This is a genomic window from Halothiobacillus diazotrophicus (assembly GCF_001663815.1).
Taxonomy (GTDB): domain Bacteria; phylum Pseudomonadota; class Gammaproteobacteria; order Halothiobacillales; family Halothiobacillaceae; genus Halothiobacillus; species Halothiobacillus diazotrophicus.
In genome coordinates this window covers 1,456,995-1,483,014 of sequence record NZ_CP016027.1, presented here as the reverse complement: position 1 = coordinate 1,483,014, position 26,020 = coordinate 1,456,995, and the positions used below count along the sequence as shown (strand labels likewise).

22 protein-coding genes are annotated in these 26,020 nt (G+C 61.5%); 18 read left to right on the top strand and 4 right to left on the bottom strand.

Translation table 11 applies throughout. The annotated features are described in order from the left end of the window. Nucleotides 1-7: 7 nt before the first annotated feature. From bioC to A9404_RS06550, 8 genes are all read left to right on the top strand, one after another. Nucleotides 8-832, top strand: coding sequence for a malonyl-ACP O-methyltransferase BioC (bioC, locus tag A9404_RS06585; RefSeq protein ID WP_066099456.1), 825 nt, complete (start codon nt 8-10; stop codon nt 830-832). Nucleotides 833-1,094: 262 nt separating this feature from the next. After that, nucleotides 1,095-2,555, top strand: a complete 1,461-nt coding sequence (gene ccoN, locus A9404_RS06580; RefSeq protein WP_066099455.1) for a cytochrome-c oxidase, cbb3-type subunit I — start codon at nt 1,095-1,097, stop codon at nt 2,553-2,555. Nucleotides 2,556-2,574: 19 nt separating this feature from the next. Further along, nucleotides 2,575-3,306, top strand: a complete 732-nt coding sequence (ccoO, locus tag A9404_RS06575) for a cytochrome-c oxidase, cbb3-type subunit II (RefSeq protein WP_066099454.1) — start codon at nt 2,575-2,577, stop codon at nt 3,304-3,306. A gap of 28 nt (nt 3,307-3,334) precedes the next feature. Then, the gene (locus tag A9404_RS06570) at nt 3,335-3,568 is read left to right on the top strand and encodes a cbb3-type cytochrome oxidase subunit 3 (RefSeq protein WP_066099453.1); all 234 of its coding nucleotides are present in this window, start codon (nt 3,335-3,337) and stop codon (nt 3,566-3,568) included. After that, nucleotides 3,546-4,487, top strand: coding sequence for a cytochrome-c oxidase, cbb3-type subunit III (gene ccoP / locus A9404_RS06565; RefSeq protein WP_066099452.1), 942 nt, complete (start codon nt 3,546-3,548; stop codon nt 4,485-4,487). The genes A9404_RS06570 and ccoP overlap by 23 nt, the downstream gene beginning before the upstream one ends. A gap of 143 nt (nt 4,488-4,630) precedes the next feature. Next, entirely contained in the window at nt 4,631-6,052 is a 1,422-nt protein-coding gene (gene ccoG, locus A9404_RS06560) for a cytochrome c oxidase accessory protein CcoG (RefSeq protein WP_066099451.1), read from the top strand. Nucleotides 6,053-6,228: 176 nt separating this feature from the next. Then, nucleotides 6,229-7,035 (top strand): FixH family protein, encoded by an 807-nt coding sequence (locus A9404_RS06555; RefSeq protein WP_066099450.1) that lies wholly within the window; start codon nt 6,229-6,231, stop codon nt 7,033-7,035. 71 nt (nt 7,036-7,106) lie between these two features. After that, complete coding sequence (locus tag A9404_RS06550) at nt 7,107-9,566, top strand: heavy metal translocating P-type ATPase (protein ID WP_066099449.1); 2,460 nt, start codon at nt 7,107-7,109, stop codon at nt 9,564-9,566. A gap of 18 nt (nt 9,567-9,584) precedes the next feature. Here A9404_RS06550 and A9404_RS06545 read toward each other — a convergent pair whose 3' ends face one another. After that, on the bottom strand, nt 9,585-10,073 hold the full coding sequence (locus A9404_RS06545) for a Crp/Fnr family transcriptional regulator (RefSeq protein WP_066099448.1): 489 nt from the start codon (nt 10,071-10,073) through the stop codon (nt 9,585-9,587). A 320-nt stretch (nt 10,074-10,393) separates the two neighbouring features. On the opposite strand from A9404_RS06545, the gene glyA reads away from it, so the two are divergent. The 7 genes from glyA (at nt 10,394) to nusB (ending at nt 16,281) form a co-directional block, all read left to right on the top strand. After that, entirely contained in the window at nt 10,394-11,647 is a 1,254-nt protein-coding gene (gene glyA / locus A9404_RS06540) for a serine hydroxymethyltransferase (protein WP_066099447.1), read from the top strand. A gap of 41 nt (nt 11,648-11,688) precedes the next feature. Then, entirely contained in the window at nt 11,689-12,183 is a 495-nt protein-coding gene (gene nrdR, locus A9404_RS06535; protein WP_066099446.1) for a transcriptional regulator NrdR, read from the top strand. A 4-nt stretch (nt 12,184-12,187) separates the two neighbouring features. After that, on the top strand, nt 12,188-13,333 hold the full coding sequence (gene ribD, locus A9404_RS06530) for a bifunctional diaminohydroxyphosphoribosylaminopyrimidine deaminase/5-amino-6-(5-phosphoribosylamino)uracil reductase RibD (RefSeq protein WP_066099445.1): 1,146 nt from the start codon (nt 12,188-12,190) through the stop codon (nt 13,331-13,333). A gap of 19 nt (nt 13,334-13,352) precedes the next feature. Further along, a complete protein-coding gene (locus A9404_RS06525) occupies nt 13,353-14,015 on the top strand; it encodes a riboflavin synthase (protein ID WP_082922793.1) in 663 nt (220 codons plus the stop codon). A gap of 72 nt (nt 14,016-14,087) precedes the next feature. Continuing rightward, nucleotides 14,088-15,257: a bifunctional 3,4-dihydroxy-2-butanone-4-phosphate synthase/GTP cyclohydrolase II gene (ribBA, locus tag A9404_RS06520; protein ID WP_066099444.1), complete on the top strand. Its 1,170-nt coding sequence runs from the start codon at nt 14,088-14,090 to the stop codon at nt 15,255-15,257. Nucleotides 15,258-15,259: 2 nt separating this feature from the next. Continuing rightward, entirely contained in the window at nt 15,260-15,745 is a 486-nt protein-coding gene (gene ribH / locus A9404_RS06515; protein WP_066099443.1) for a 6,7-dimethyl-8-ribityllumazine synthase, read from the top strand. Further along, nucleotides 15,742-16,281, top strand: coding sequence for a transcription antitermination factor NusB (nusB, locus tag A9404_RS06510; protein ID WP_082922792.1), 540 nt, complete (start codon nt 15,742-15,744; stop codon nt 16,279-16,281). The genes ribH and nusB overlap by 4 nt, the downstream gene beginning before the upstream one ends. Before the next feature lie 88 nt (nt 16,282-16,369). On the opposite strand, the gene A9404_RS06505 is transcribed toward nusB, so the two are convergent. Both A9404_RS06505 and A9404_RS06500 read right to left on the bottom strand, forming a co-directional pair. Continuing rightward, nucleotides 16,370-17,170: an undecaprenyl-diphosphate phosphatase gene (locus tag A9404_RS06505; RefSeq protein ID WP_066099442.1), complete on the bottom strand. Its 801-nt coding sequence runs from the start codon at nt 17,168-17,170 to the stop codon at nt 16,370-16,372. Nucleotides 17,171-17,367: 197 nt separating this feature from the next. Then, complete coding sequence (locus tag A9404_RS06500) at nt 17,368-18,300, bottom strand: histone deacetylase family protein (RefSeq protein ID WP_066099441.1); 933 nt, start codon at nt 18,298-18,300, stop codon at nt 17,368-17,370. Between the two features lie 182 nt (nt 18,301-18,482). Between A9404_RS06500 and A9404_RS06495 the strand changes: the two genes are divergently transcribed. Then, a complete protein-coding gene (locus tag A9404_RS06495; RefSeq protein ID WP_066099440.1) occupies nt 18,483-21,182 on the top strand; it encodes a bifunctional acetate--CoA ligase family protein/GNAT family N-acetyltransferase in 2,700 nt (899 codons plus the stop codon). 56 nt (nt 21,183-21,238) lie between these two features. Continuing rightward, nucleotides 21,239-21,688, top strand: coding sequence for a hypothetical protein (locus tag A9404_RS06490; RefSeq protein ID WP_066099439.1), 450 nt, complete (start codon nt 21,239-21,241; stop codon nt 21,686-21,688). A gap of 87 nt (nt 21,689-21,775) precedes the next feature. On the opposite strand, the gene corA is transcribed toward A9404_RS06490, so the two are convergent. After that, on the bottom strand, nt 21,776-22,936 hold the full coding sequence (gene corA, locus A9404_RS06485) for a magnesium/cobalt transporter CorA (RefSeq protein ID WP_066099438.1): 1,161 nt from the start codon (nt 22,934-22,936) through the stop codon (nt 21,776-21,778). Nucleotides 22,937-23,417: 481 nt separating this feature from the next. On the opposite strand from corA, the gene A9404_RS06480 reads away from it, so the two are divergent. Further along, on the top strand, nt 23,418-25,904 hold the full coding sequence (locus A9404_RS06480) for a plasma-membrane proton-efflux P-type ATPase (protein WP_066099437.1): 2,487 nt from the start codon (nt 23,418-23,420) through the stop codon (nt 25,902-25,904). The last annotated feature ends 116 nt before the right edge of the window (nt 25,905-26,020 follow it).

Genomic DNA, 26,020 nt, shown 5'->3' with positions numbered 1-26,020 from the left:
GATCACCATGTTCGATTACGCTCAGGTCCGCGCCCGGTTCAATCGGGCACATCGCAGTTACGATCAGTATGCCGTCGTGCAGCAGGAGGCCGGTCGGCGGCTGGCCGCCCGATTCGACTGGCTGAAACTGGCCCCCACGCGGATTCTGGATCTCGGCGCCGGTACCGGTCAGATGACCCGCGCTCTTCAGGCCAGGTATCCAAAGGCTGCCGTGTTTGCGCTGGATTTGGCGGAGGAGATGTTGGAGACCCTGCCCAAGTCCGGTCGCTGGATCAAGCGGAAGCGGGCTGTCTGCGCGGACATGCACCATCTGCCTTTTGCAACGGGAAGTTTCGATATCGTCATCTCCAACTTCGCCATACAATGGAGTCACGACCTGGGGCTCCTGCTGGCGGAAATCGCGCGGGTGCTGGCGCCGGGCGGGGTGCTTTCATTCACCACACTGGGGCCTGAAAGTCTTCGCGAATGTCGGCGGGCTTGGGCGGCTGTCGATGGGGGGAGTCATATCCATGGTTTCCTCGACATGCATGATGTGGGCGATGCCATGGTTCGTGCCTGTCTGGCGGATCCGGTATTGGATCAGGAGCAATTGATCCTGCATTATCCGGATGCGATGACCTTGTTACGCGAATTGCGGGGGGTCGGTGTGGGAAATACCCTGTTCGATCGTTCGTCCGGGTTGACCGGGCGTCACAAATGGCAGGCATTCCTTGCGGCCTTGGAGGCGGAGAAGACAGGGGCGGGTATTCCGTTGACGTACGAGGTGGTTTACGGTCTTGCCTGGGGCTCTGGCATATCCCCGATGAGCGAGGAGCCTCGAAAAATCCCATGATCAAAATAAGTTAATTGACGCGCCAAATGGGTGCGTTGAAGCAATAGAAAATACTTATTCAGACATTTCTATCGCTTATATATAAGGTTCGGGTGTTGCTCGGGTTATATGAATCATTGGGTTGCTGTTCGTCGGCTGTGATTAGATGAGCGAATTCATTGGTTTTTGTGTGAATTAGATTGCTTTAATATAGGCAACCTGCAAAAGGCGGGCCGAATCGCACCGATTCGCCCCGGATTAAACATTACGCGGAGGGGTCACGATGTCTGCGAACACGGTAGCCGGTACGGCGGACCAGTACAATTACGATATTGTCAAGAAATTTGCCATCATGGCCATGGTTTGGGCGCTGCTCGGTATGAGTGCTGGACTCTATATCGCAAGCGAACTTGCATGGCCGGTGCTGAATTTCGATATCGCGGAAATCACCTTCGGCCGGTTGCGTCCCGTGCATACCAGTCTGGTGATTTTCGGTTTCGGTGGTAGCGCATTGTTCGCTACGTCCTACTACATCGTGCAGCGCACCTGCCAGACCCGGCTCTGGGGGGGCAAGTGGCTGCCCGAATTCACCTTCTGGGGCTGGCAGCTGAGCATCGGTATCGGCGTGATCCTGTACATGATGGGGTATACCCAGGGTCGTGAATACGCGGAATTCGTCTGGCCCGTGGATCTGGGTATTCTGGTGACCTGGGTTGCTTATGCACTGGTCTTCACCATGACCATCCGCAACCGCAGCCAGCCGCACATCTATGTGGCGCTGTGGTTCTACATGGCCTTCATTCTGGCGACGGCCCTTCTGCATATCTTCAACAATCTGGCGGTGCCGGTGGCATGGAACAGTCTGGATTCGTACAGCCTGTTCTCCGGCGTGCAGGATGCGATGACCCAGTGGTGGTACGGTCACAACGCCGTCGGCTTCTTCCTGACCGCGGCTTTCCTCGGCATGATGTACTACTTCGTCCCGAAGCAGGCCGGTCGTCCGATCTACTCCTATCGTCTGTCCATCGTGCACTTCTGGGCGTTGTCTTTCCTGTACATGTGGGTCGGTGCGCACCACCTCCACTGGACTGCGCTGCCGGACTGGGTGAGCACGCTGGCCGCAACCTTCTCGATCCTCCTGCTCCTGCCGTCCTGGGGTGGCATGATCAACGGCATCATGACGCTGTCCGGTGCCTGGGAGAAGCTGCGTACCGATCCGATCATGCTGTTCCTGATCACCGCATTGGCGTTCTACGGCATGTCGACCTTCGAAGGTCCGATGATGTCCCTGAAGTCGGTTAACGCACTGTCTCACTACACGGACTGGACCATCGGTCACGTACACTCCGGCGCGCTGGGCTGGGTGGCCATGATCACGATCGGTTCGTTCTATCACATGGTTCCGCGTCTGTGGGGCGTCAAGCTGTACTCAACCAAACTCGTGTTCACCCACTTCTGGATCGCGACCATCGGTATCGTCCTGTATATCGTGGCCATGTGGGTCTCCGGTATCGGCCAAGGTCTGATGCTGCGTGCCTTCGATCAGTACGGCAACCTCGCCTACACCTTCGTTGAGACGGTCACTTTCATGCACATTCCGTATGTGGTCCGTGCCCTGGGCGGTGCGCTGTTCCTCTTCGGCATGTTGCTGATGACCTACAACCTGTACATGACCGTATGGGGTGCCCGTCGCGAATCCGTCGAAGTTCAAGATCAATCGGCCGTTGCTGTGGCACGAACCTGATATCTGGGGAAAGAATTAAATGAAACACGAAAGTATCGAAATTAACTCCGCCCTGCTGATCGTCCTCACCCTGGTGGTGATCAGCATCGGTGGTCTGGTTGAGATCGTGCCCCTGTTCCACATCAAGGGTACGGTGGAAAAGGTCGAGGGTGTGCATCCCTACACCCCGCTCGAGCAGTTGGGTCGGGATATCTACATCGCCGAAGGGTGCTACCTGTGCCATTCGCAGATGATTCGCCCCTTCCGGGATGAAATGCTGCGTTATGGTCACTACTCGCTGGCGGCGGAGTCTCAGTATGACCATCCCTTCCAGTGGGGTTCCAAGCGGACTGGTCCGGATCTGGCGCGTGTCGGTGGTAAATACTCCAACGAATGGATGACCCAGCACCTGATCCATCCCCAATCTCTGGTGCCGGAATCCATCATGCCGTCCTATCCGTGGTTGATGCAGCCGCTGAATTACAGCGACATCGCTAACCGCATGAAGGCACTGCGCGATGTGGGTGTTCCGTATTCCGAGACGCAGGCCGAGTACGATGCCAACGTCAAGAAATTCGGCAAGGATCTGGCAGACCAGTTCCATATTCCGAACGCCATCAAATCCGTCAAGGCAGAAGCCGCTTCGCAGAACTGGGATGGCAACCCCAAGGAAATCACCAAAATGGACGCGCTCGTCTCTTATCTGCAAGTGCTCGGTACCATGGTGGACTTTTCCAAGTACAACCAGGGTTATTTCTCCAAATTCAGGTAATTGGGCTTAATGTCCGGAAGGAATTATCTTGATCAGTGATTTTTTTAACTGGATTGGTCGTCCCGAAATTGCCAAACCGATCGAGCTGGTACTGCTGTTTACGATCTTCGTGATCGTCGTGCTCTACGCCTACGCCAGCCGAAAGCGGGGCCAGCGACTGGAAACCTACAAAGATATTCCGTTCCTGGATGACCACGAACATATCCCTACCGATGCAAATCAAGAGCAGGTAAAGAAAAATGAGTCAGACGCCAGAAAATAAGAAAGGTCAGGTCGAGACCACCGGTCACGTGTGGGACGGTGATCTGCGTGAGTACAACAACCCGCTGCCGCGCTGGTGGCTGTGGGCCTTCTACGGCACGATCGTCTTCGCGGTTGTCTATTGGATCCTGTACCCCGCCTGGCCGTATGCCGGCACCTTCACCAAGGGGATCGAAACGGTATCGTTCACCGTGCAGGACAAGGATGGCAAGACATCCACGGTGACCGAGCACTGGAACAGCCGTGCCTTGTTCAACAAGGACATGGAGTCCAGTCCCTCTGCATTGGCCCAGAAGGAGTGGCTGGCCAAGGTGAAGGACATGAGCTTTGCTCAGATCGCCGCCAATCCGGATACCCTGAACTTCGCCACCTCCATGGGTCATGCCCTGTTCGGCGACCACTGCGCAGCCTGTCACGGCACCGGCGGTCAGGGCGTATTGTCCGTGAACCCGGACGGCTCTTATCCGAACCTGACCGATAACAACTGGATCCATGGCGACAGCTACGAAAAGATCGTCTCGGACATCACCAATGGTATTCATGGCAACATGCCGGCTTTCGGTGCGCTGTTCAAGGGCGAGAAACTGAATGATCTGGCCCAGTACGTTCTCAGCCTGTCGCATCAGGAAGGCGTGAATGAAGAGGCTGCTAACCGTGGCAAGGCATCGTTCGCGACCTGCGCCGGCTGTCACGGTGCCAATGGCCAGGGCAACCAGATGATCGGTGCCCCGAACCTCACCGACAAGGTCTGGGACTTCGTGGACGTGCCTGGTGCCAAGACCATCGACGAAAAGGTGAAACTGGTCGAAGGCGTCATCGATCACGGTCTCCAGCATCAGATGCCTAAATTCGGCGATCGGCTGTCACCGGAACAAATTCGGTTGCTGGCTGTCTATGTGCGTCAATTAGGCGGCAGTTAATACTGCAGGGATGCTCAAAAAACACCGGCGCCGTCCGGTGTTTTTTTTCTTCCTGTGTTTTTTTGTCTGAGTATTCCTGAATTCATTTCCGATGCGCGACCCGCACGCGGGTTGTCGACATCACCGTCGGGAGTTTGTTGGCCATGTCGTCCGTAGACCTTACCGAGAAAGAGCCTGAGCTTTATCAGGCGCGCGAACCCATACATCCCAAATCGATCAAGGGTCGGTTCCGGCGGTTCAAGACGTCGGTCCTTGTTTTGGCCTATGGGATTTTCTTCCTGTTGCCCTGGCTTCGATGGGAACGTCCGGTCGGGCCGGATCAGGCGGTGCTATTCGATATTCCCGGGCGGCGCTTCTACCTTTTCGATCTCGTTATCCACCCTCAGGATATCTTTCTCCTTGCTGGCTTCCTGATCCTTGCCGCCTGGTTATTGTTTTTCGTGACGGGTCTCGTCGGCAGGGCATTCTGTGGTTACTTCTGCTTTCAGACTTTGTGGACGGACCTGTTCATGAAGGTCGAGTACTGGGTCCAGGGCGATCGCAACAAGCGCCTCAAGCTGGAAAAGCAACCCTGGAACTTCGAGAAATGGGGCAAGAAGGGGTTGACGTTCCTGATTTGGAGCGCGATTGCATTCTGGACCGGATTCTCGTTTGCCGCCTATTGGGCGGACGCGCCACAGCTGTTCGCCGCGTTCTTTACCGGTCATGCGGTTTCCGCGGCCTACATCACGACCGGAATCCTGATGTTGACGACGCTCGTGGCTGCGGGTTTTGCCCGTGAGCAGGTCTGTATCTACATGTGTCCCTATGCGCGGTTTCAGTCCGTGATGTTCGACAAGGAGACCCTGCTCGTCAGTTATGACGTCCATCGTGGGGAAGGTTCTTCAGGCCGCAAACCCTTGCAGAAGGGATTGATGACCCTCGAGGAGCGCCATGCCTTGGGCACAGGCGACTGCATTGATTGCAAACTGTGCGTCCAGGTCTGCCCGACTGGTATCGACATTCGCGATGGGTTGCAGCTCGCCTGCATCTCCTGTGGCCTATGTATCGATGCCTGTAACGAGATCATGACCAAACGCGGTTGGCCGGAAGGGCTGATCCGCTACGCTTCCGAACAGGAGATCGAAACCGGTGAAAAGCCGAGTCTGCTGAAGTTTCGGACGATCGGCTACGGGATTGCGACAATCCTAGTCACCGGTGCGCTCATCTATGGTCTGCTCTCGATCAAGCCCGCCGATTTCTCGGTTCGGCAGATCCGGCAGCCCCTGTTCGTGATGATGTCGGATGGATCCATCCAGAACAATTACGAAATGAAAATCAACAACAAGACGCAAAAACCGATGGATCTGCGTCTGGATCTTGAAGGGTTGCGCGGTGCGGAAGTCAGCATTGGTGGCGGCTTCACGGATCTGAAGATTCCCGCAGATCAGACACGCAACTACCGTATTCACGTCCGGGCGCCGGCGGTCAGTGGTGTTGGGCGCCAGGAGATTACTTTCAAGCTCGTCGACGCGCAGGGGCGGATGGCGCCGATCAGTCAGGAGTCGAGTTTCAATTACAAGTAGCCCTGAGACCTGATGTGTGGCCGCTCCGCCGGGATGGCTGCCATCGGGTGCGTGAGGTTCATGGCGTGGGTGGATAAATTCAATCGCCGTCGGCGGTTGATCGATTTCGATGGGCGGGTTCCCCGTTTCCATCCAGTAGAAACAGCCCCCGATTCGGGGAATTTTGGAGAGTTCAGATGAATTTGATTTTCCCAGCGAGTATTGGTGTCGTCAGCATCATCGCCCTGTTTTTCCTGTTGAAGTGGCGTTGGCCGCAGGCAGGGCGCCCGATCGCCACCATCCTGGGTATTTTGTCGATCGCGGCCTATGCGCCTTTTGGCATCATCGACTGGCCGGGTGCAGATGTGGTGACGATGGTGGTCACGCTCTACATCATTACCGCGTTTATCCTGGGATTCATTTATCCGCCCCAGAAGGACAAGGACGCGAAGATCGCGTTCCATTGGGGCCCCGCGGCGATCATCATCTTTCTTTCGGTCGTTGTATTGCTGGATTCGATTTTCGTGACCCTGGCGTCCAGCGGTCTGTCTCAGCGGGCGGCTCAGGATCTGTTGCCCAAGCCGGACGAGGGGACGAAGGTGACCTCCTTCTTCCCCGGTACGGTAGCCCGTGATTTCCAGCAGAAGGAGCGCCTGTTCAACCAGTACAACGATGCCCTGGACGAACAGATCCAGCGTGGCTGGAAGGTTCACTATGGCTGGTGGGGTTCCGCGCCGCAGACCGGCAAGCCTGCGGCGTTCCGCGTGGCGGTATTCGATCGGGACGGCAAGCCGATCGATGGGGCGCTGGTCAAACTGCACTTCATGCGCCCGGCCGACAAGCGCAAGGATTTCATGGCGACCCTGCCCGAAATGGCACCGGGCATCTATCAGGAAAGCCTAAGCATGAGCAACCCCGGTCTGTGGCAGGTCGTGATTCATATCGAGAAGGACGATGCGAACTTCGAGCTCGATGGACAGACCAATATCGGTCTTGGCAATTGAGTGGGCGCGCGGTCCGGTCAGTGTGCCTTGCGTGATTCCTTTCGTTGTCTGTCCTTCCGGAGTACGTGCCCATGTCCGTCGAGCAGATTGCTGCGCCTGATTCTCTGAAACCTGCGTCGGAAACAGTCTGTTTCCATTGCGGTCTGCCGGTGCCGCCGGGCTCAACCTACCATGCGAGCGTGCTTGGTGCGGATCGGCCCATGTGTTGTCCGGGCTGTCAGGCCGTGGCCGAGGCCATCGTCGAGAACGGGATGTCGGACTATTACCGTCACCGAACCGAACCCGGCGCCCGGCCGACCGACGATCTCGAGCGGGTGCTCGAGGAAATGGCGGTATTCGATCGTCCCGAGATGCAGAAATCCTTCGTCGCCAACCGGGATGGGGATATTCGCGAGGCTTCCCTGATCCTTGAGGGCATCGTCTGTGCAGCGTGCGTCTGGCTGACGGAACGGCACGTGAAGCAATTGCCCGGGGTGGTCTCGTTTTCCGTGAATTTTTCAACGCATCGTGCCCAAGTCACCTGGGATAACCGAGCGGTTTCCCTGAGCGAGATTCTGCGCGCGATTGCCGCCATCGGTTATCGGGCGCACCCCTATGACCCGAACCGACAGGATCGGGTCTTCAAACGCGAACGGCATGTGTTGATGCAGCGCCTGGCGGTGGCGGCGCTCGTCTATCTTCAGGTCATGATGATCTCAATGTCGCTGTATTTCGGCGATTATCTCGGGATCAACGATCAGCTTCGTTACTTCTTCTGGTGGATGAGTCTGATTCTCTCCACGCCCATTGTCTTCTATTCGGGACAGGCATTCTTCCGCCCCGCCTGGCGCGATCTCAAGCAGAAACAGGTCGGGATGGATCTTCCCGTGTCCCTGAGCATCATCCTGGCGTACTCGGGGAGCGTCTGGGCCGTGGTGACCAATACGGGGCACATCTACTTCGATTCGGTGACCATGTTCATTGCCTTGCTGCTCGGCGGTCGTTTGCTGGAGCTCTCCGCCCGGCACAAGGCCGGTGAAATGAGCGAGGCGCTGACCCGGTTGGTGCCTGCCGTAGCGCATCGCCTGGAACCGGATGGTTCGGTATCGGTGATTCCCGCCTTCGATCTGGTGGCGGGGGATCGCGTGCTGATCCGTCCGGGGGATGCCATTCCGGCCGATGGCGTGGTGCAGGAGGGGGAAAGCAGCGTCAATGCCGCCATGGTGACGGGCGAGAGCGTTCCGGAAAACAAGTATGCGGGAGCGGCTCTCGTGGCCGGCACGATCAACCTTGAAAGTCCGCTCGTGATGACGGTCGAGAAGGTCGGGCAGGACACGATGGTGTCCTCCATCGTCCGCCTCGTCGATCGCGCCCAGTCGCAGAAGCCGAAAATCGCGGAGATCGCCGACCGCTTTGCGCGCAAATTCGTGATCGCCCTGCTGGCGATCACGGCCTCCGTGACCGTGGCGTGGTTGATCATCGATCCGGCCAAGGCATTCTGGGTGGCCGTGGCCATCCTCGCGATCACCTGTCCCTGTTCGCTGTCACTGGCGACCCCGGCCGCCATCGCCGTTGCCGTCGGGCGGATGACGCGGAGCGGGCTGCTGGTGACCCGTGGCTACGCCATGGAGAGCCTGGCTCGTGCCACGCATGTCGTCTTCGACAAGACCGGAACCCTGACGGACGGTCGTCTCAGCCTGCAGCGGGTTGAGCCGGTGGCCGATTTCTCGGCTGACGAGCTTCTCTGCTGGGCGGGCTCGCTGGAGCAGCAGACCGAGCACCCGGTCGGCCGCGCGATCGTCTGGGCCGCGCAGCAACAGGGTGCGCTTCTGCCGGTGACCGAGGTTCAGAACTATCCTGGGCGGGGCATGCAGGGGCGGGTGGCCGGTCGTCGCATTGCCGTCGGCAACGCGCGCCTCTTGCAGGAAATCGGCGTGGCCCCGCCGCCCCAAACAGGCGAACACACGGATCTGGCTGTACTGATCGTCGTCGAGGATGCGGTGGCGGGCATCATGACCCTCAGCGACAACCTCCGACCGGACGCGCAGGAAGCCCTGCAGGGGATTCGCGACCTGGGACTGACACCGGTCATCCTGTCCGGCGACCAGCCGGAACGTGTCACGCAGATGGCCCGATCGCTGGGGATCGAAGCGGCACGGGGCGGCTTGTTGCCTGCCGAGAAACTGGCCTACGTCCACGAATTGCAGGAAGGCGGCGCGGTGGTGTTGATGGTCGGCGACGGCATCAACGATGCGCCGGTGCTCGCCCAGGCGCAGGTATCGATGGCCATGGGCGGCGGAACGGTGATCGCGCGGCACAGTGCGGATATCGTGCTGATCAACGACCAGTTGCAGCAGATTCCCTTCGGCTTGCGTTACGCCCGTCGGGTACTGGGCAACATCCACCAGAATCTGTGGTGGTCCGTGGCCTATAACGTCGTGGCAATCCCGCTGGCGGCACTGGGGCTGGTTCAGCCCTGGGTGGCGGCCATCGGTATGTCCCTGAGTTCGATCCTGGTGGTGGGCAACGCCCTGCGACTGCGGCGGGACTGATGTCCGCCCGTCGGGCGCTTACTTCCCGATGTTGTAGATGTACTGGTTCAGCTGAGCGACATCGGTACTCGTGCGCCGATACAGGTTGTCGAGGCTGATGACGGCGTACTCCAGCAACAGCACGGTCAGTACCGGGTATTCCAATCGCATGCGGTTGTACATGATGCGGGGCAGGCGGAGCAGTCGGGTCGGTTTGCTGGCACGCAGGCGTACGTTGCGGGGCTTGCGGTCGAAGAAACTCATTTCCCCCAGCATTTCGCCGGCCGGGATTTTGCCGACCACCACTTCCTGATTGCTGGTGCTTACGATGAGCTGGGCCTCACCCTCCAGCAGAAAGTAGAGCGCCTCGCCGACCTCGCCGATATCCGCGATGATGTCGTTGGTCTTCAGGTTCATCAGATCGCAGAAGTCCAGAAAGGCATTGACTTCCCGGGCCGTGAACAGCTGGCTGTCGGTGTGCTGGGACAAAAAGTCGATCAATTGGGCGCGATCGCTATCGGTAATCATGGTCGGTATTCTCTGATAAGGCGGACTGATACTTGATTGTCTTTATCTTGGCTCGTTTTGTCGATCACGATCCTGTGGTGATTGTGCGACAGGTCAGCGGCAAATGACATTAAATCAAGCGATGTTCATTATATTTATATAAATCAATCAATGGATTCATCTTCGGGGTGCGGCACAATGGCAGCGGGCCTCGGGATTTGACCGGGCGCAGAGGCGGGGGCGGACTCATGCTAAACTTCGCGCCAATTCACACTTCACATTCACGTCCGATCTCCTTTGGGTGATTGGCTATCCTTTTGCTTTTATGGAGACTGAACGACATGTTCGCAAAATCTATGACCATCGCTTCCTATGATCCCGCGCTGGCGAAGGCCATCGCCGACGAGGTGGTTCGACAGGAAGACCATATCGAGTTGATCGCTTCCGAAAACTACGCCAGCCCGCGCGTCATGGAAGCCCAAGGCTCCGTGCTGACCAACAAGTATGCCGAGGGCTATCCGGGCAAGCGCTATTACGGCGGCTGCGAGCATGTCGACGTGGTCGAGCAGCTGGCGATCGACCGGGTGAAGGAACTGTTCGGGGCCGACTACGCCAACGTCCAGCCACACTCCGGTTCCCAGGCCAATGCCGCCGTGTTCATGGCGCTGCTGAATCCGGGCGATACCGTGCTGGGCATGAGCCTGGCCCATGGCGGTCACCTGACCCACGGCGCCAAGGTCAACTTCTCCGGTAAGATTTACAACGCGGTGCAGTACGGCATCGATGGCGACGGTTATGTCGATTACGACGAGGTCGAGCGTCTGGCAAAGGAACACCAGCCGAAGATGATCATTGCCGGTTTCTCGGCCTATTCCCGCGTAATGGACTGGCAGCGTTTCCGCGACATCGCCGATTCCGTCGGTGCCTATCTGTTCGTCGATATGGCCCACGTGGCGGGTCTCGTCGCTGCGGGCGTCTACCCGAGCCCGGTACAGATCGCCGACGTCACCACGTCCACCACCCACAAGACACTGCGCGGTCCGCGCGGCGGCATCATCCTCGCCAAGGCCAACCCGGACATCGAGAAGAAGCTCAACTCGCTGGTCTTCCCGGGAACCCAGGGCGGCCCGCTGATGCACGTGATCGCGGCCAAGGCCGTGGCCTTCAAGGAAGCCATGGAACCGGCGTTCACCGACTACCAGAAGCAAGTGGTCGAGAATGCCCGCACCATGGCCGCCGTGTTCGTCGAGCGCGGGTTGGACGTGGTGTCCGGCGGAACCGACAACCATCTGTTCCTCGTCAGCTTCATCAAGCGTGGCCTGACGGGCAAGGCCGTCGATGCGGCGCTGGGCGAAGCCCATATCACGGTGAACAAGAACGCCGTGCCGAACGACCCGCAGTCGCCGTTCGTCACCTCCGGCATTCGGGTTGGCACCGCGGCGATCACCACGCGGGGCTTCGGCACCGCCGAGGCACGCGAACTGGCGGGCTGGATGTGTGACGTCATCGACGACCTGGAAAACCCGGCCGTGATCGCGGCGGTTCGCGCCAAGGTCAGCGACCTCTGCCGCCGTTTCCCGGTGTACGAGCGCTGAGCGCCCCGGTTCGCTTGGTTCAGCCGGTTCGGTACTGAGTCATGCTGTGCATCGCCTGCGGTCACCCCGAAACCCATGTGATCGATTCGCGCATGGTGGAGGGTGGCACGTCCATCCGCCGCCGTCGCGAATGCCTGGGCTGTCACCAGCGCTTCACGACCTATGAGGTCGCGGATATCCGGTTGCCCCGGATCGTCAAGAGCGACGGCACGCGCCAGAGCTTCAACGAGGACAAGCTGCGCGCGGGCATGATGCGGGCGCTGGAAAAACGCCCGGTGGCCACCCGAAAAGTCGATGAGGCCATCGAACAGATCAAGAAGAACCTGCAGGCACTCAGTCTGAAGGAAGTGCCGGCCCGTCGGGTTGGTGATCTCGTGATGGCGGCTTTGCGGCATCTCGATCAGGTCGCGTACATCCGTTTTGCGTCCGTCTATCTGAGCTTCGACAACGTGGAGGCGTTCCGCGCCGCCATCGAAAGTCTCAATCAGGATGTCGGCGTACCGGAATCGAAATCCGCTACGGAACCGGGGCAGTAGGTCGGTGGTTGCGGATTCCGGATTCGACGAGACGGATCGCCGCTGGATGGCCGAGGCGCTGCAACTTGCGGCGCGCGGCAGCACGACGACACAACCGAACCCACGGGTCGGCTGCCTTCTTGTGAAGGCGGGGCACGTCGTCGGCCGTGGCTTTCATGCCCGCGCGGGTGAGCCACATGCCGAGGTGATGGCCTTGCGCGAAGCCGGCGCGCGGGCAGTGGGCGCCACCGCCTATGTGACGCTGGAACCCTGTGCCCATGTCGGCCGGACACCCGCCTGCGCACCGCAGCTTGTGACGGCGGGGGTTGTCCGTGTGGTGTCGGCCCAGACGGATCCCGATCCGCGCGTGGCTGGGGCCGGGCATGCCATCCTTCAGGCCGCGGGGGTTGCCGTCGACGTGGGGTTGCTTGCCGATGAGGCACGCTGGCTCAATCGGGGGTTTCTGTCGCGCATCGAGCGCGGCCGCCCCTGGGTGACGGCAAAGATCGCCCAGTCCCTGGATGGCCGGACGGCGTTGGCCAATGGCGAGAGCCGCTGGATTACCGGTCCCGAGGCGCGTCGAGACGTTCAGTTTCTGCGTGCCCGGCACGGTGCGATTCTGACGGGGGTAGACACGGTGCTCACCGACGATGCCCGGCTGAACGTGCGGTTGTCCGCCGAGGAACTTGGCATTGAGGGTCCGGTGCGCCAGCCCGTCCGTGTCGTGCTGGACAGCGGTCTGCGCCTGCCGCCCTTCGCGCCCATCTTCGATGCGCCGGGCGATATCTGGCTGTATACCCGCGATGCCCAGCAGGGGATTCATCCGGAGGGTTTGGCGGCGCGCGGTGCGGCGCTGATCGAAGCCCCCTACGACGCGGTGGGGCTCGATCTGGATTTCGTCCTGGCGGATCTGGCGGCACGCGGCATCAACGAGGTGATGGTCGAGGCCGGGCCCAAGCTCACTGGGGCGCTGATCGATCGCGGCCGGGTGGACGAGCTCGTCGTCTATCAGGCACCGATCCTGCTCGGCCATGAGGCACAGCCCGCGCTGGCGCTCCGGACCTTGACGCAACTGGATCAGGCGCCGCGCTGGCACATACGGGAATCGCAGATGGTGGGTATGGACCTGCGGATGACGCTGGTACCGGCCGTGCCCGAATCGACGCAATAGGACGCAATAGGGGGAAACCATGTTTACCGGAATCATTCAGACGGTCGGGAAGTTGGCGAGCCTGACCCCGAAAGGGGGGGATATCCAACTTCGGGTGCAGTCCCCGGGGCTGGATATGAGCAAGGTCGCCCTGGGCGACAGCATTGCCGTCAACGGCGTATGCCTGACCGTGACGGCATTCGACAGCCAGAGTTTTACCGTCGACTGTTCGCGGGAAACCCTGAAACTGACGACGCTCGGTCAGCTCGGCCCCGGCTCGCCCGTGAATCTGGAGCCCGCCCTGACGCTGTCGACGGCGCTTGGCGGACATATGGTGAGTGGTCATGTGGACGGGCTGGGTACGGTCGAATCCCGGCAGGAAGACGCCCGCGCCACGACGTTCTGGTTGCGCGCGCCCGATGCGCTGGCGCACTACATCGCCCAGAAGGGCTCGATCGCCGTGGATGGCGTGAGCCTGACCGTGAACGAGGTCGACGGCGCGCGCTTCCGGCTCACGATCATCCCGCATACCCTGCAGCAGACCATCATGGGCGATTACCAGCCGGGTCGGAAGGTGAATCTCGAGGTGGACGTGGTTGCCCGATACCTCGAGCGGCTGCTGACGGGACGGATCGGCGGCGGGGATGGCGGCGTCTTTGCCGGGTATTCCGGTTCACCCTATCCGGCAAGTCCCGCCGACTGATGCTAGAATCCAGCCTCGCGGCGCGCGCGGGATTTCCCGGCGGCCATGGGTAGATCCGGTACGAGGTTTGGCATGAGTTTTAGCCCCATCGACGACATTCTCGACGACTTGGCCGCAGGCCGCATGGTGATCATCGTCGACGATGAGGATCGCGAAAACGAGGGCGACCTCCTGATGCTCGCGGAAAAGGTCCGTCCCGAGGACGTGAACTTCATGGCGCGATTCGGCCGCGGCCTGATCTGCCTGACCCTCACGGAGGCACGCTGCAATCAGCTCAAGCTGCCCCTGATGGTGTCGCAGAACCGCGAAGCCTTCGCGACCGCCTTCACGATGTCCATCGAGGCGGCGACCGGTGTGACGACCGGTATTTCGGCCGCGGATCGCGCGCGGACCATCCAGGTTGCCGTGGCGGAGGACGCCAAGCCGACGGATATCGTGCAACCGGGGCATGTATTTCCCCTGATGGCCCGACCTGGCGGGGTGCTGACCCGTGCGGGGCATACCGAGGCGGGTATCGATCTGGCGCGCTTGGCGGGTGCCCGCGAGCCGGCGGCGGTGATCGTGGAGATCCTGAACGACGACGGCAGCATGGCCCGTCGTCCGGATCTCGAGCGGTTCGCCGAGACCCACGGCCTCAAGATCGGTTCGATCGAGGACCTGATCCGTTACCGGATGAAGCACGAGCGGTCGATCGAACGGGTGGCAGAAACGCCGCTGGTCACCAAGCAGGGGGCATTCCGGGTGATGGCCTATCGCGATCACAGCACGGGGCAGACCCATCTGGCCGTCGTCCGCGGTCATCCCGGCCCCGATCATCCGGTGGCGGTGCGGGTGCATGTGCACCATCCTGTCTGCGATCTGCTGGAGCCGCAGGACGTCGATTGCGGCTGGCCGCTTTCGGATGTGCTGACCCGGCTCGGACAGATGAGCGAAGGGGTCGCCATCATCCTGCGGCCGACGATCGATGAACAGGACGTGCTGCAACAACTGCGCGACTGGCAGGCCCAGGCGGACAGTCAGGGGGCGAATCCGAACCAGGTAGCGCCGATGCGCTCGAAGGCACCGGTGGATCATGTCCGCACCTACGGCGTGGGCGCGCAGATCCTCAAGGATCTGGGCGTGCAGCGCATGCGGGTGATGAGCGCGCCGAAACGATTTCATGCCTTGGCCGGTTACGGTCTCGAGGTGGTCGATTATATTTATGACGAGGCCGCAGACGTGGCCGTGGGAGAAATGCAATGAGTATGGCCGGGATCAAGGTGATCGAAGGCGGGCTGACCGTCGCGGGCGAAGGGCGTTACGCCATCCTGGCCACGCGCTGGAATGCCTTTATCGTGGATCGACTGGTCGAGGGTGCCATCGATACCCTGAAACGGCATGGGGTCGCGGCCGAATCGATCACCCTGCTGAAGGTGCCGGGTGCCTATGAGCTGCCTCTGGCGGCGCAACGTGTCGCGGCCAGCGAGCATTTCGATGCCATCATCTGTCTGGGTGCCGTGATCCGCGGATCCACGCCGCACTTCGATTACGTTGCTGGCGAGGCGGCCAAGGGCATCGCTGCCGTCGCCATGGATTTCGACCTGCCGGTCATCTTCGGCGTACTCACCACCGACACCATTGAACAGGCCATCGAGCGTGCCGGCACCAAGGCCGGCAACAAGGGCAGCGAAGCCGCCGCCACCGCCATCGAGATGGTCAATCTCGTCAAGCAACTGGATCATTTCGAGTGACAAAACTGAGCGATATTCCCTGGGAACCGAGTGAACCGGAACAGCCGGACACACCGGCGACGCCCGGCAAGATCAAGCCCAAACTGAATCATCCGCCGCGCCGCGTTTCCGACAAGAAGCGCTGGCGCTGGGCCCGCGAGCGCGCGGTTCAGGCCTTGTACCAGCAGCTGCTCAACAGCACCTCGGACGATCTGCTGGACGCGCAGTTCATGGAAGACCCCTTCATGCTGAAGGTCGACCTGAATCTGTTCCGGCGTATCGTGCGGGGCGTCAGCGCCCATGAACGCGAACTGGACAGGTCCTTTGTCGAATTGCTGGATCGGCCGCTGGCGGAGCTCGACCCGATCGAGCATGCGATCCTGCGCCTTGGTGCGTTTGAACTGATCCACAGCCCGGAAATTCCCCGGGCGGTCGTGATCAACGAAGCGGTCGAAATGGCCAAGCTTTATGGCGCCTCCGAGAGCCATCGCTATATCAATGGCGTACTCGATCGCCTGGCGGATCGGGTGCGCATTCACGAGCCGCGTCGGAGCTGATCGGCTTCTATTCGCGCTGGTTCGCCTTGTCCAAACGAAAAACGCCGGGAAATCCGGCGTTTTTTCATGGCGGTATCCGTATCCGCGCCTACGACCAGAAATACCAGAGGACCAACGCCCCGAAGATGATTCGGTAGTAGGCGAACCCTTTGAAGGTGTGCTTGCTGATGTAGTGCAACAGCATGCTCACGAAGGCCAGACCGGAGATGAAGGCGCCCACGAACCCGATCGCCATCATGTGCAGGTCTTCCGGGTGCAGCAGGTGCCAGTGCTTGATCAGGTCGAACAGCGTGGCGGCGAGCATGGTCGGGATGGCGAGAAAGAACGAGAATTCGGTGGCGGTGGTGCGGGAAAGACCGAACATCATGCCGCCCATGATCGTGGAACCCGACCGCGAGGTGCCGGGGATCAGGGCGAAGCATTGGGCGAAGCCGACCTTGAGGGCATCCCAGGGACTCATGTCGTCGACGTGATGAATCCGGGGCGCCGGGGCAAATCGTTCGACCAGCAGAATGATGAAGCCGCCGACGATCAGTGCGATCGCCACGAATTTCGGATTGAACAGCAGGGCCTTGATGTAGCTGTGGGTCAGCAGGCCGATCACGGCGGCCGGCAGGAAGGCGACGAAAAGATTCAGGGTGAACTTCTGGGCGCTGCGCTCCGTGGGTAATCCCCTGGCGACCGCGAACAGCTTGTGGCGGTAGAACCACATGACGGCCAGGATTGCGCCCAACTGGATAAAGATCTCGAAGACCTTGGCACCGTCCCCGGTGTAACCGAGATAGTCCGCCGCGATGATCAGGTGGCCGGTGGAGGAAACGGGCAAGAATTCGGTGGCGCCTTCAACCAGGCCAAGGACGGCGGCCGTGAGCCAATCGGGTAAGAACATGGAGAACATTCCTGGAGTTTCTGAAGGGGGCGTCCGGGTCAGCGGACGTGAAAACCCGCGTAGCTTAGCGCAAATGAGCGAATGAAGGCCCGATCGTTGTGTTCGGTTTTCATTACAAATTGTTCATCCGGTGTTTTCCGGTTCATTCCCCGGGATCGATGTCGTCGGTATGGGCGAAAGGGATATGGGCGCAATCTTCATTCCTGTAGCGCCGTGAGGTGGGCGGCGACGCTCCGGGCCAGGGCATGGGGTTCGTAGCCGCCTTCGAGCAGAGACACGATCCGTCCCTGGGCGTGGCGCTCGGCGAGGCGAACCAGTACACCGGTCAGCCAGGCGAAATCCGCCTCCACCAGTCCGAGTCCGCCCATGTCGTCCTGGAGATGGCTGTCGAATCCGGCGGAGATCACGATGAGTTCGGGGGCAAAGGCCTCCAGTCGGGCAAACCAGGCCGCCTCGACGGCCGTGCGCCAGTCCGGCCCCCGCGTGCCCTGTGCCAGCGGCACCGGCAGGCAATTGTCGGCTCGCGCCGGTACCCCACTGTAGGGATAGAAGGGGTGCTGGAAGCTCGAGCAGAACAGGATGCGCGGATCGCCGGCGACAATGTGTTCCGTCCCGTCGCCATGGTGTACGTCGAAATCGACGATGGCGATCCGCTGCAGGCCATATTGTTCGAGGGCATGGTAGGTCGCGACGGCGGCATTGTTGAAGATACAGAATCCGGCGGCCTTGCGGGGCCCCGCATGGTGCCCCGGCGGACGGATCGCGCAAAAGGCGCGGCGATCGGTCGCGGCCATGACCCAGTCCACGGCGGCAACGCCACTGCCCGCCGCGCGCAGTGCCGCTTTCAGGCTGTCCGGGCCCAGAGCGACGTCCTGGTCGAAATGGACGATGCCCCGCTCGGGAATGCTGTCGATGACCTCGTCGAGGTAGCCCGCCTCGTGGACGCGCAGCAGCTGCGCGCGGGTCGCCTCGGGCGCGTCGATGTGGATCAGCCAGGGGTCGAGGCCCTGGGCGATCAGCTGATCCTGGATGGCCGAAAGTCGGCCGGCGTTTTCCGGGTGTGGCATCCCGGCAACGCTGCCATTGTTGTGCAAAAGGCAGTCCGGGTGGGATACGAGTGCCAGATTCATGTCATTGCCATCCTCGGCAGATAAGGTCGCTCAGGGGGTATTCTCAACGGGCCGCGCCCGGCGGGCAACCGACATGCTACGGTATGCCTGCTGGTGGCGCGGATCCGCTGCCAGTCAATCGTGTCGAAAGGGCGCCTCGGTCCGGTCCGGGGCTTGCCTGGTAAATCAGGAGCGAGCGTGTCATGGGAAAGCATAGACTGGAACCGATGTTCAACCCACAGGGGGTCGCGGTCTTCGGGGCCAGCGAACGACCGGGTGCCGTCGGGACGATGGTGCTGACGAACCTGATCGAAGCGGGCTATACCGGTGCGATCGTGCCTGTGAATCCCAAGCACGACACGGTACAGGGGCTGCCCTGTCGACCGGATCTGGTCCACCTGGATCAGCCGGTGGATCTGGCCGTGATTGCCACGCCGGCGGAGAGCGTGCCCGGCATCCTGCGTCAATGCGGACTGGCCGGGGTGATGTCCGCCGTGATCCTGTCCGCGGGATTCGGTGAGGGCGGCGGCGGTACCGGCAACGGCAAGCGGCTGCAGCGGGAGTGCCTCGAGATCGCCCAGCAGTTCAACATCCGTCTGCTCGGGCCGAATTGCCTGGGCATCATGCGACCGGGCATCGGTCTGAACGCCACCTTCAGTCACAACCAGGCGCTACCGGGAAATCTGGCGCTGGTTTCTCAGTCGGGCGCGCTGGTCACGGCCGTGCTCGATTGGGCGCAGAGTCGCGGGGTCGGTTTCTCCGCCATCGTCTCAACCGGGGATGCCGCCGATCTCGATTTCGGCGACCTGCTGGATTATCTGGCGCTGGATCCGCAGACGACGGGCATTCTGCTCTACATCGAAGGCATCCGCGATGCACGGCATTTCCTGACCGGTCTGCGTGCCGCCGCCCGGATGAAGCCGGTGATCGTGCTCAAGTCCGCGCGCCATGCGGCGGGTTCCCGCGCGGCGGCGACGCATACGGGCGCCCTGATCGGCGGCGATGACGTGTTCGATGCGGCACTGACGCGAGCCGGGGTTGTGCGTGTGGAGCGGATCACCCAGTGGTTCTCCGCGGCGCAGATTCTGGCGAGCGGCCTGCATCTGCCGGGCGATCAGCTCCTGATTCTGACCAATGGCGGCGGCCCGGGGGTGATGGCCACGGATCGGGCGGCGGATCTCGATGTGCCGCTGGCGACGCTGGCTCCGGAGACGATTGCCGCGCTCGATCAGGTGCTGCCGCCCACCTGGTCGCACGGCAATCCTGTCGACATCATCGGTGACGCAACGGCCGAGCGTTATGCCGATTCGGTGCGACTCTGCCTGGCCGACCCCGGGGTGCACATGCTGATCGTCATGCTCACGCCCCAGGCGATGACGGATCCGACGGCCTGCGCTCGGGCCGTGATCGAGCAGGCACAGAAGCAGACCCGCCCGGCCAAGCCGGTGCTGGTCTGCTGGATGGGCGAAGGGCTCGTGCGCGCGGCGCGGGATCTGTTCGATGCGGCGGGGATCCCCCAGTTCCGATCGCCCGAAACGGCCGTGGAGGCGTTGTCCTACGTGTTGGCGCACAAGCGCAACCAGCAGGTGCTGATGCAGACGCCCGGCCCGCTGGCACCCGCCGCGGCATCGGATATCGAAGGTGCGCGGCTGATTCTCGCTGCGGCGCGTTCGGCCGGGCGCCGGGTGTTGACGACCCGCGAATCCAAGGCGGTGCTCAACGCCTTCCATATTCCCACGACGCCCACGGTGCTGGTTCGGGATGCCGATGAAGCGATGCTCGCTGCCGAGTCGCTGGGCTTTCCGGTCGCCCTCAAGATCAGCGCCCCGGCGCTGACGCACAAGACTGACGTCGGGGGCGTTCGCCTCAATGTGCGGAGCGTGCAGACGGCGCGTCAGCAGGTTCAGGAAATGTTGAATACGGTCCGGTCGGCCCACCCGGACGTCGACATCGAGGGCGTGACGATCGAGCGGATGGCGGAGGTCGGTCATGCCCGGGAACTGCTGATCGGGGTCGCGCGGGATCCGGTGTTCGGGCCCGTCATCGCTTTCGGTATGGGCGGGGTGGCCGTCGAGGTGATGCGTGATCGCGCGATGGCTCTGCCGCCCCTGAATGCCGTGTTGATCGACCGACTGATCCAGAACACCAAGGCCGCCCGCATGCTCGGGCAGTTCCGCGATGCACCGCCGGTGGTGGCCCATGGCGTCGAGCGGGTACTGATGCGCATTTCCGAACTGGTCTGCGAGTTGCCGGAAGTGGCGGCCATCGACATCAACCCGCTCCTGGCCGGGGAGTCGGGCGTGATTGCCGTCGATGCGCGGATCGAACTGACCGAGCGCGTCTCGGTGCTCGATCGCTACGCGCATCTGGCGATTCACCCGTATCCGGCGCACTTCGTCCGCAGCTGGACGCTGGACGATGGCCGGACGATCATGCTTCGTCCCATTCGGCCCGAGGACGCCGAGATCGAGCAGCAGTTCGTGCGGGGGCTTTCCGAGGAAACCCGTTACCTGCGCTTCATGCGGGTGCTCGATGAACTCAGCCGGGAGATGCTGGTGCGGTTCACCCAGATCGACTACGACCGCGAGATGGCCTTCATCGCGCTTTATACCCCGCCTTCCGGCGAGGAGATCGAGATCGGCGTGACCCGGTACAGCCTGGAACCCGATGGCGAAACGGCGGAGTTTGCCCTGGTGGTGGCCGATGAATGGCATGGTCACGGGGTGGGCAGTCACCTGCTGGAAGCGTTGGTGGACTACGCCCGGCAGCGCGGGGTGCGGGAACTGGTTGGCGAGGTGCTCCTGCGCAATGCCAACATGCGCAAGCTCTGTGCCGGTCTGGGGTTCACGGAGCGGCTCGTGGGTAACGACGAGGACATCGTGCGGATTTCCCGGCGATTGTAATGCCGGGGTAAACGCGATTTAATGCCCGGCACTTTTAATTTGCAGAGGATATCGTCTTGAACAAGCGCGCCCTGACCTTGTCGGCTTTCGCAGCCGCCACCCTGATGGCAACCGCCCTGCTGCCGGTTCAGGCCGGGACATCGGCTCAGCACAAGTCCGCCGCCGAATCGGCGCAGATCGTGAACCTGATGCCGGTGCTGCTGCATCATGAACAGTCGCTGGATCTCACGGCCGAACAGAAGGCGTTCTTTGCCGCCTGGATGAAGAAGTATCCCCCCCGCCGTGCGGAGATCGAGCAGGATGTCGCCGACATGCGCGCCAAGCTGCGGGCATTGATTCTCGAGGGCGGCCACCAGGCGCAGCGCGATTTCATGATTCAGCAGCTGGGCGCCTCCCATGCGCAGCTGCTGATGATGTCGGCACTGGACGTGGAGACCGTTCAGGAGCATCTGTCCAAGGCGCAGTACCGGAAACTGGTCGATCTGTACCGCGCCGGCGAGAAATGATCGGTTGCCCATGTCGCGGGCATGACTGCCCTCGTTGATCAAGGCCCGGCTCGACCGGGCCTTTTTTCTGCCTCGCCGTGGGGCTTGCTAACTGGTGGGGGCTGATGGCGGCCGAATAGAATGCCGGCATCTCGCCCCGCGTCCGCGGGACGCGGGCTGCCGATCGGTGAAGATCCACCCCCGTCGCCGGAAGAACAGCAGCATGCCGAGGGCGACCAGCAGCATCAATCCGAGAATCATTGGGTAGCCGAAATACATGCGGAGTTCCGGCATGGCCCAGGGGCTGCCCGTGTTGTTGCCGAAGTTCATGCCGTATACGCCCGTGATGAAAGTCAGGGGAATGAACAGCGTCGAGATCACCGTCAGGGTGCGCATGATTTCGTTCAGACGATTGCTGACACTGGAGAGATAAATGTCCATCAGCCCGGTCACGACGTCCCGGTAGGTTTCCAGCATGTCCATGACGGTAATCGTGTGGTCGTAAAGGTCGTTCAGATAGGGACGGAGCCCCGCATCCAGCAGTTGGTCGTTCTGCACGCCCCGGATGAGGTGGCTGATGACTTCGCGCGTCGGCCAGAGCTGACGGCGGATGCGAATCAGGGTGCGCTTGGCGTTCTGGATATCCGGCAGGGTTTCCCGCTGCGGCTGTGTGACGAGGTGCTCCTCGAGTTCGTCCACCGTGGTCCCGAAGGTTTCCAGCAGGGGATAGGCCTGATCGATCACGAGATCCATCAGCGCGTAGAACAGGTAGTCGGCCCCATGCGTGCGCAATCGGGCAGTGGATTGGGAAAGCCGGGCACACAGTGTTTCCGTGATGTCCTGCATCGAGTCGTGGATGCTGATGATGTAACGCTCACCCAGCAGCAGGCTGAACTGCTCGAGAATCACGAATCCGTTTTGCCAGCGCGGTACGCTGAGGACCACGAACAGGTGTTCGGGGTATTCGTCGAACTTGGGCCGGTGATCGCGCGTCTGGATGTCTTCGAGTACCAGGGGATGGATGCCGAATCGACTGCCCAATTCCTCGAGCAGCGCCTTGCCGGGCAGCCCCTGGATATGCAGCCAGCTCACGCCGTCCGTTTCGGCGACGCAGCGGGCGAACGTGTCGAGACTGGCGGGCGCGGGCGACTCGATCTGGTCCGCCAGATAGTGAACCACGCGCAATTGCACGGGGGTTTGGAGTGTGTCGTCCAGCAGCGCCCCGGGGGGGAGACCAACGCGATTGGCAAGAGGGGCAGGGTGGTTCATGGCGGTCCTCGTCAGGCAGCTGCGCCGGGCGGCGTTCGTCCGGGGTCGGTGTTTCGGGAATAGGCGATGACGGGATTATTGCCCAATTTCTTCGGCGATCGGACCGGCGGCGGGATTTTTGCGCGTATTCGCCGGTTTAAGCATCCCCGCCGTTGAACATGCCGGCTGATCCCAGTGCTTCGCGCCACAAGCTAAAGCTGCGGTTCCCGGCATTTGTTTTGGAATGGATGGTCATTCAACTCGATGTTTCTTATGAAGGAAAGCCCGGTGCCTGGGCCTGTGGTTCGTTCCCGGGTTCGGGGCGGGTGGCGTTCATGGTGAAAACCCTGATATAAGTAGGGAAGGAATCTATTTGCCAGGGCGTTGTCCAATGCCGTGTGTTGTCCGGCACCGCCCTCGGCACAGTGCTGCTGCACCCTGGTTTCACCCATCCGGCGCGGAGGGTGATCGGTCGTTTCCGGTTCAGTTAAGGAGTGATGGCATGGTTGATCATCTCGACGCGGATCAGGCGGAAAAACTCGACACTCAGGCGGCGTTCGAACGGCTGGGTACCGGCGAACAGGGGCTATCGGCCACCGAGGCGGTGCAACGGCTGACGCAATTCGGTCGAAATGCCCTCGAGGAAAAGAAGATCAATCCGCTGCTGAAGCTGCTCGGTTATTTCTGGGGGCCGATTCCCTGGATGATCGAGGTGGCGGCCGTGCTCTCCGCCGTGGTGCGCCACTGGCCGGATTTCATCATCATCCTCGTCATGCTGATCTTCAATGCCGGCATCGGGTTCTGGCAGGAGTTCAAGGCGGCGAACGCGCTGGAAGCGCTCAAGAGTCAGCTGGCCCTGAAGGCACGGGTCCGGCGCGACGGGCAATGGGGCGAGGTCGATGCGGCCGAGCTGGTGCCCGGCGACATCATTCGCCTGCGCCTCGGGGATATCATCCCGGCCGATGCCAAGCTGGTGGATGGGGATTACCTGGCGGTCGATCAGTCTGCGCTCACGGGGGAATCCCTGCCGGTGGACAAGAAACCCGGTGAGGTGGTCTATTCCGGTTCCGTCGCCAAGCAGGGCGAGATGGTGGCCGTCGTCACCGCCACGGGGGGCGACACCTTCTTCGGTCGTACGGCGAGGCTGGTGCAGGGGGCTGGGGCCCCTTCCCATTTCCAGAAAGCCGTGCTGGCCATCGGCGACTATCTCATCTTCATGAGCCTCGGGCTCGTTGCACTCCTGCTGCTGGTCCAGCTGTACCGGGGTACCCCCTTCCTGGAGCTGGTGCAGTTCGCGCTCATCCTGACGGTGGCGTCCATTCCGGTGGCCATGCCGGCCGTGCTGTCGGTGACCATGGCGGTCGGCGCCCTGGCTCTGTCGAAGATGAAGGCCATCGTCTCGCGACTGCAATCGATCGAGGAAATGGCCGGCATCGACATCCTCTGCTCGGACAAGACCGGCACGCTTACCCAGAACAAACTCACCCTCGGCAATCCCGAGGTATTCGGCGCGGCGGATGCCCAGGCGCTGATCCTGGCAGGCGCGCTGGCGTCCAAGGCCGAGGACAAGGACGCGATCGATCTTGCCGTGATCGGCGGATTGAGCGATCCCAAGCTGCTCGACGCCTATACCCAGACGGGCTTCGTGCCGTTCGATCCGGTGAGCAAGCGGACCGAGGGACGTATCCAGAGCAAGGACGGCAAGGCCTTCAAGGTCACCAAGGGGGCGCCTCAGGTCATTCTCGAGCTCTGCCGGGTGGATGCCGCAACGACCGAGCGCGCGAACCGGATCATCGACGAACTGGCGGAGAAGGGGGATCGCACCCTCGGCGTCGCGCAGATGGACGACGGGCAGCACTGGCAGTTTCTGGGCATTCTGCCCTTGTTCGATCCGCCGCGTGAAGATTCCCGGGACACGATCGACAATGCGCGGGGGCACGGTATCCAGGTCAAGATGGTCACGGGCGACAACGTGGCGATCGCCCGCGAGATCGCCGGTCAGCTGGGTCTCGGCAAGAACATCCAGCCGGCCACGGCTCTGTTCGATGGCGACGGCAAGCCGCCTGCCGACGCGGCCGACCGGATCGCCAAGGCGGATGGCTTCGCCCAGGTCTTTCCGGAGCACAAGTACGATATCGTCCGGTCCCTGCAGGCCCAGGGGCACCTCGTGGCCATGACCGGGGACGGGGTCAACGACTCGCCGGCGCTCAAGCAGGCCGACGTGGGCATCGCCGTGTCCGGGGCCACGGATGCGGCACGGGCGGCGGCGGATCTGATTCTCACCGCGCCGGGACTTTCCACGATCATCCAGGCCATCGAGGGCGCGCGGCGCATTTTCGAGCGTATGAACGCCTATGCGATCTACCGCATCACGGAAACCATCCGGATCATGATCTTCATGGTCGCCGCCATGCTGGTGTTCGACCATTATCCGATCACCGCGATCATGATCATCATGCTGGCGCTGCTGAACGACCTGCCAATCATGGCCATCGCCGTGGACAACACCTGGCTGGATCCCAAACCCGTGCGCTGGCAGATGCACCGGGTACTGACGTTGGCGACGATCCTCGGCCTGATCGGCGTGGTGGAAACCTTCCTGCTGCTGATCATCGTCAAGGTATGGTTCGCCCTGCCGATCGATCAGATCCAGACCATCATCTTCCTGAAACTCTCGGTCGCCGGCCATCTCACGCTCTTTGTCGCGCGGACGCGACAGCCAATGCTGACGCGGCCGTTCCCCGCACCGATCCTGCTGGGCGCCATTCTCGGCACGCAAACCATTGCCGCGCTGATCGCCGGTTTCGGCCTGCTGGTCTCGCCGATTCCCTGGGCGTACGTCGGGCTGATCTGGCTGTACTGCCTCGTCTGGGTCGTGATCGAGGACTGGGCCAAGCTGGCGGTCTACCGACATCTCAACCGGTCTATGTCGCATCACAAGGGGTTTCTCGCGGTATTGGGCAGCAAGCTCAACCGGCACCCTTCGTGACACCTACCGGCGCATTTTGCTTGTCCGCGGCAGGTGACCGGGGGTACCGTAACCGGCGTTCTTCTGGGGGGCGGGGGCGTCGATTTCCCGGCGATTCCCGTCGCGAGCCGTCGCTG